Here is a 5427-nt window from a genome sequence, read left to right on the forward strand (position 1 = left end):
AGCGACTCGGACTACGACCGGGAGAAGCTGCAGGAGCGCCTCGCGAAGCTGGCCGGCGGCGTGGCCGTCATCAAGGCCGGTGCCGCCACCGAGGTCGAGCTCAAGGAGCGCAAGCACCGCATCGAGGATGCCGTGCGCAACGCCAAGGCCGCTGTCGAGGAGGGCATCGTCGCCGGTGGTGGCGCTGCACTCGCGCAGTCGGGCAAGGTCTTCGACACCCTCAACCTCGAGGGTGACGAGGCCACCGGCGCGAACATCGTCAAGGTCGCGCTCGACGCCCCGGTCAAGCAGATCGCCATCAACGCCGGCCTCGAGCCCGGCGTCGTGGCCGAGAAGGTCCGCAACTCGCCCGCCGGCACCGGCCTCAACGCCGCCACCGGTGTGTACGAGGACCTGCTGGCCGCCGGCATCAACGACCCGGTGAAGGTCACCCGCTCGGCGCTGCAGAACGCATCGTCGATCGCGGCCCTGTTCCTCACCACCGAGGCCGTCGTCGCCGACAAGCCGGAGAAGGCCGGTGCCCCGGTCGATCCGACCGGCGGCATGGGCGGCATGGACTTCTAAGTCCCTGCCACTCGGATCAGGATTTCCGGGCCCGGCATCGTCGTCCGCGACGGTGCCGGGCCCGCCCTGTTCCGAGATTCGGGTTGTGCGGGGGTCCGCGGTCGAATTCTGCCGCGAAGCCCTCCTGCTCTCCGAACAGGTGGACGAGCTGTGGACCACCGGCGCCGAGTTCGACGGTAAGCGTTTCGTCTCGATCGCCAAGGGCGAGGCCGACCTGGGCGACGAGCCGCCGCAGGCGGAGGGCTTCGAGCCCCTCACCGACTGGCTCGCGGACGTGCTGAAGGACAAGGTCTCGGGTGTGCGGCTGACCTCGCGCCTGACCACCTCGCCCGCGTGCCTCGTGGGCGGCGAGTTCGATCTGACACCGCAGCTCGAGCAGATGTACCGGGCGAGCGGCCAGGAGGTGCCGCACACGCGCCGCACGCTGGAACTCAACCCGGAGAACGACTTGGTACTCGCCCTCCGCGACCGGATCGCGGGGACCGAGGACGCCGGTGAAGACGCTGCTCTCGCCGACGCCGCGGAAATCCTCTACGGCACCGCGGTACTCGCCGAGGGCGGCGCCGTCGCGGACCCCGCAGAGTTCGCCGCCGTCCTCGCGCGGAACCTCGCACGCAGTGTGAGCTGACCGCCTCCGTACCGGCTCAGGACGAGCGGGCAACTCGAGCGACGAGGGCGTCGAGCGCGGAGACCGACGGGGTTCCCTCCTTGGCCTGATACGCGACCACCAGTTGGCCGGGTGCGGCGGCGACCTCGAGGGTGGTCCATTCCAGCTCGAGTACGCCTAGATCAGGGTGCGCGATCACCTTGCCCCCATTGGTCTTCGCCTGCACCTCGCCCTCACCCCAGAGCCGTGCGAACTGATCGCTGTGCACCGACAGTTCGCCCACCAGCGCGGCGAGGCGCGGATGTGATGGATTCGCGCCCGATAGCGCCCGCAGGTTCCCGACCGACTCCCGGGCGACGGTGTCGTAGTCCAGGAAGACCTCTCGCGAGCGAGGGTCGAGGAACAGTGCCCGCGCCATGTTGTCGCCGACGTCGAGTCCGATGCCGCGATGCAGTTCCGCACCCGCGGCATTGGTGCCGATCAGGTCGAGCAATGAATTCGTCACGATGGTCGGATACGGCCAGGAGTCGAGCAGCCGGCGTAGCGGGGCGGAGACTTCATCGACAACATCGCCCCCGCGGCCGGCGGGCAGCGCGGCGAGTCGCGCCAGGTGGGTTGCGCCGTCCTCATCGAGCTGCAGCACATCCGCCAGCGCGGCGACGACGGTAGGTGACGGCCGACGGTCCCGGCCGCGTTCCAGGCGCACCAGGTACTCAATGCTGATACCGGCGCGTGCGGCGACCTCCTCGCGGCGCAGGCCGGGGGTACGGCGTACACCGACCGCCCGCAACCCCAGCATCGCTGGGTCTACCCGCTCCCGCCGCGCCCGGAGGAACTCGCCGAGAAGATTGTCGCCCACCCCGATGACGATACCGATCCGCGCAGGTCCAGCCAGGTAGCGCGACTACCCCGCAGCGCTCCGGCCTGGCAGCGGAGGTTCGCTGCGCGCACGGTAGTGCTCATGACACCAACGCTGCAGAATCGCATTGCCCTCGTCACCGGAGCCGGCACCGGCATCGGTGCGGCCACCGCTACCGCGCTCGCCGCTGCGGGCGCCCGCGTTGCGCTTGTCGGCCGGCGCGTGGAGCGCCTCGCGCAGGTCGCCGCGAACACGGGCGGCATCTACGCGTCCGCCGACGTCGCCGACCGCGCCGCGCTCACCGCCGCCGTCGCGGAGCTCCGGGACAAGACGGGGCGCTTCGACCTGGTCGTCGCAAACGCCGGGGTGATGCTGCCCGCACCCTTCGATACGGCGGACGAGGACGATTGGGAGCGGATGGTCGCGACCAATGTCACGGGCCTGCTCACTACTGCGAGGGCCACCATCGGCGATCTCACCTCTGCCGCCGCCGACGGGAATCCGGCCGATCTGGTGCTGACCAGTTCGATCGGCGCCCACATCGTGCTCCCGGGGTACCCGGTGTACAACGCGACGAAGGCTGCGGTGAGCCACCTGGCGACGGGACTGCGCGCGGAGTTCGGCCTGCGCGGCGTGCGGGTACGTGCCGTCGAACCCGGCATGGTCGAGTCCGAACTCGGCACCGGAGTGACGGACTTGCAGGCTCGGGAGGCGCTGCGGCAGTTCGCTGTTGAGAATCCACCGATTCCCGCGTCCGCACTCGCCGATGCGATCGTCTGGAGTGCTTCGTTGCCTCCGGCGGTGAACGTCGCATCAATGATCGTGCTCCCGACGGTGCAGGGCTGATCGGCGTACCGTCGAAGCATGGATGACGCCACCGCTGCGCGGGAACTGCTCACCGACTCGTTCGCCCGGATCCTCGAACATGCGGAGGCGGTGACGGACGGGCTCGACACCGACATCGCGAACCGGCGGATCGTGCCGGACGCCAATACGATCGCGTGGCTGGTGTGGCACAGTGCGCGGGTGATCGACGCTCAGCTGGCGCCGATCGCGGGCGTCCCGCAGGTGTGGACGGCGAACGACTGGTACGGCCGATTCGGGCTGGACCTGCCGGCCGATGCCACGGGCTACGGGCAGAGCCGCGCGGAGGCGGCGAAGGTCCGGGCCAGTGCGAACCTGCTCATCGGCTACGTCGCCGATGTCGATGCGATGGCGGTGCGCTACCTCGCGGGCGTGACGCCCGCCGAGCTGGAGCGCGTCGTCGATGCGGCGTGGGACCCGCCGGTCACCGTCGCGGTGCGCGTGGTGAGCATCATCGACGACTGCGCCCAGCACCTCGGCGCCGCCGCCTTCCTGCGGGGCGTCCTACAGCCCGGCGACCTGCGGTAGCACCTCGGAGCCGATCCACTCGACATGCGCCAGGTCGCTCTGGTCGAGCACCTGCAGGTACACACGCTCGGCGCCGGCCTCGGCGAAGACGCCCAGCTTGTCCACGATCTCCGCGGCGGAGCCGGTGAGCCCGTTCTCGCGCAGCTCGGGCAGCTCGCGGCCGATGGTCGCGGCGCGGCGGGCGACGGTGGCCTCGTCGGGGCCGCCGCACACCACCTGCGCGGCGGACTTGATCACGGACTTCGGGTCGCGCCCTGCAGCCTCACACGCGGCGTCGACGCGCGCCCACACCGCGGCGGCCTCCTCGACGGGAACGAACGGGGTGTTGTACTCGTCGGCGAAGCGCGCGGCGAGGGCTGCGCTGCGCTTCTTGCCCGCGCCGCCCAGCACGATCGGGACGTGGGCCTGTGCGGGCTTCGGGAGGGCGGGGGAGTCGACCACCGAGAAGTGCTCACCGCTGAAGGTGTACGGCCCCTGCGACTCCCACAGTCCCGTTACGATCTGCAGGGTCTCCTCGAACCGGTCGAACCGCTCCTTCACATCGGGGAAGGGGATGGCGTACGCGGCGTGCTCCTCGGCGAACCAGCCCGCGCCGAGGCCGAGTTCCACTCGACCGCCGGACATCTCGTCGACCTGGGCCACCGAGATCGCCAACGGCCCGGGGAACCGGAAGGTCGCGGAGGTGACGAGCGTGCCGAGGCGGATCGTGGAGGTCTCCCGGCCGATGGCGCCGAGGGTGATCCACGAATCGGTGGGGCCCGGGGCGCCGTCGACGTTCATGGCGACGTAGTGGTCCGACCGGAAGAACGCGCCGAAACCGGCGGCCTCCGCGGTCCGGGCCACGGCGAGCTGATCGGCGTAGGTGGCGCCCTGCTGGGGTTCGACGAAGATGCGTAGCTCCATGCCCCCTACTCTGCCGCAACGGCCTGACAGGGGACAGGCGGGCGGGTGTTCCTCCACCTCTACCATGTGGTTTGATAAGGCTGTCCTAAATTCATGGAGAAAGGTGAAACATGGCCAGGCATGTGCGGTATCTCGCCGCGATTCTGTGCGCGGTGGGGCTGGTTGCGGGTTGTGGCAACTCCGGCTCGTCGAACGACGCCAAGGAGAACTCCACGCGGACGGTGGCGACGGTCAAGGGGGACGTGAAGATCCCGGCCGCCCCCAAGCGCGTCGTGCTCCTCAACTACAACCTCGCCGGCTACCTGTACGACCTCGGCCTGCCCGTGGTCTCCGTGGTCACCGAGTACACCGACCGCGACGTCAACACCGCCAAGCCGTACCCGGCGTGGGCGGATGATTTCGCGAAGCAGGGCACCAAGTTCATGAACTGGCCGGCCGCCGGCTACAACATCGAGGCCGTCGCGGCCGAGAAGCCCGACCTCATCGTGGGCGGCGGCCTCGGCTTCCCGTTCAAGCAGGGCAGCGACGCCTACGACAAGCTGTCCGCCATCGCGCCCACCATCCTGGTGGACAACAAGCTCGAGAGCTGGCAGCAGCAGTTCGAGTACCTGGCCAACGCCTTCGACAAGCCGCAGGTGTACACCGACGCCGTGAAGAAGTACGACGCCCGCGTCGCCGAGGTCAAGGGCAACATCACCCCGCCCCCCGGCCCCGTGGCGTACCTGTCGATGACCGCCCAGGGCAAGGCCTACGGCCTGATCGAGAACCGCGGCGTCCCTGCGGAATTCGCCAAGGTTGGCATTGAGGCCGCGCCGATCTTCGCGACCGGCAAGTTCAAGCCGTACACCGCCGGCGGCGACTCCTTCGAGATCACGCCGGAGCAGCTGCCGACCACGGTCACGCAGCCCTCGGTGTTCATCATCGGTTTCAGCGGCCAGACCTACACCGCTGATTCGCTGCGCGCGCAGCCCGTGTACGCCTCGCTGCCCGCGTTCACCGCGAACCGGGCCTTCGACCTGCCCTACTGGGTGCAGCGTCCCGATTTCGACAAGGCCATCGACACCCTCGGCGTGGTCGAGAACCTGTTCAAGAAGAAGTAGCT

General features: G+C 69.4%; 7 protein-coding genes. 5 read left to right on the forward strand and 2 right to left on the reverse strand.

The window, feature by feature from the left end; translation table 11 throughout:
• Together ABD108_RS06960 and ABD108_RS06965 are read left to right on the forward strand one after the other, a co-directional pair.
• The coding region (locus tag ABD108_RS06960; RefSeq protein WP_343929881.1) for a TCP-1/cpn60 chaperonin family protein at nucleotides 1-564 on the forward strand (564 nt) is incomplete at its 5' end.
• Nucleotides 565-649: 85 nt separating this feature from the next.
• Nucleotides 650-1192: a hypothetical protein gene (locus ABD108_RS06965; protein ID WP_343929882.1), complete on the forward strand. Its 543-nt coding sequence runs from the start codon at nucleotides 650-652 to the stop codon at nucleotides 1190-1192.
• A 16-nt stretch (nucleotides 1193-1208) separates the two neighbouring features.
• Here ABD108_RS06965 and ABD108_RS06970 read toward each other — a convergent pair whose 3' ends face one another.
• The gene (locus ABD108_RS06970; protein WP_343929883.1) at nucleotides 1209-2030 is read right to left on the reverse strand and encodes a helix-turn-helix domain-containing protein; all 822 of its coding nucleotides are present in this window, start codon (nucleotides 2028-2030) and stop codon (nucleotides 1209-1211) included.
• Nucleotides 2031-2132: 102 nt separating this feature from the next.
• Between ABD108_RS06970 and ABD108_RS06975 the strand changes: the two genes are divergently transcribed.
• Complete coding sequence (locus ABD108_RS06975) at nucleotides 2133-2876, forward strand: SDR family oxidoreductase (protein WP_343929884.1); 744 nt, start codon at nucleotides 2133-2135, stop codon at nucleotides 2874-2876.
• Between the two features lie 18 nt (nucleotides 2877-2894).
• Nucleotides 2895-3422 carry a mycothiol transferase gene (locus ABD108_RS06980; RefSeq protein WP_343929885.1) on the forward strand — a complete coding sequence of 176 codons (528 nt, stop codon included), beginning with the start codon at nucleotides 2895-2897 and terminating at the stop codon, nucleotides 3420-3422.
• Here the strand turns inward: ABD108_RS06980 and ABD108_RS06985 are convergent.
• Entirely contained in the window at nucleotides 3399-4325 is a 927-nt protein-coding gene (locus tag ABD108_RS06985; protein ID WP_305111248.1) for an LLM class F420-dependent oxidoreductase, read from the reverse strand. The genes ABD108_RS06980 and ABD108_RS06985 overlap by 24 nt on opposite strands.
• Before the next feature lie 110 nt (nucleotides 4326-4435).
• Between ABD108_RS06985 and ABD108_RS06990 the strand changes: the two genes are divergently transcribed.
• On the forward strand, nucleotides 4436-5425 hold the full coding sequence (locus tag ABD108_RS06990; RefSeq protein ID WP_220657700.1) for a Fe2+-enterobactin ABC transporter substrate-binding protein: 990 nt from the start codon (nucleotides 4436-4438) through the stop codon (nucleotides 5423-5425).
• The last annotated feature ends 2 nt before the right edge of the window (nucleotides 5426-5427 follow it).

Source organism: Tsukamurella strandjordii, from assembly GCF_039525985.1.
In the GTDB taxonomy this organism is placed as follows: Bacteria; Actinomycetota; Actinomycetes; order Mycobacteriales; family Mycobacteriaceae; genus Tsukamurella; species Tsukamurella strandjordii.

What these genes read in the sequence shown, in the direction of transcription:
- ABD108_RS06975 (WP_343929884.1), top strand. Translation starts at nt 2,133, where the DNA reads ATGACACCAACGCTGCAGAATCGCATTGCCCTCGTCACCGGAGCCGGC.
- ABD108_RS06980 (WP_343929885.1), top strand. Translation starts at nt 2,895, where the DNA reads ATGGATGACGCCACCGCTGCGCGGGAACTGCTCACCGACTCGTTCGCC.
- ABD108_RS06985 (WP_305111248.1), bottom strand. Translation starts at nt 4,325, where the DNA reads ATGGAGCTACGCATCTTCGTCGAACCCCAGCAGGGCGCCACCTACGCC.
- ABD108_RS06990 (WP_220657700.1), top strand. Translation starts at nt 4,436, where the DNA reads ATGGCCAGGCATGTGCGGTATCTCGCCGCGATTCTGTGCGCGGTGGGG.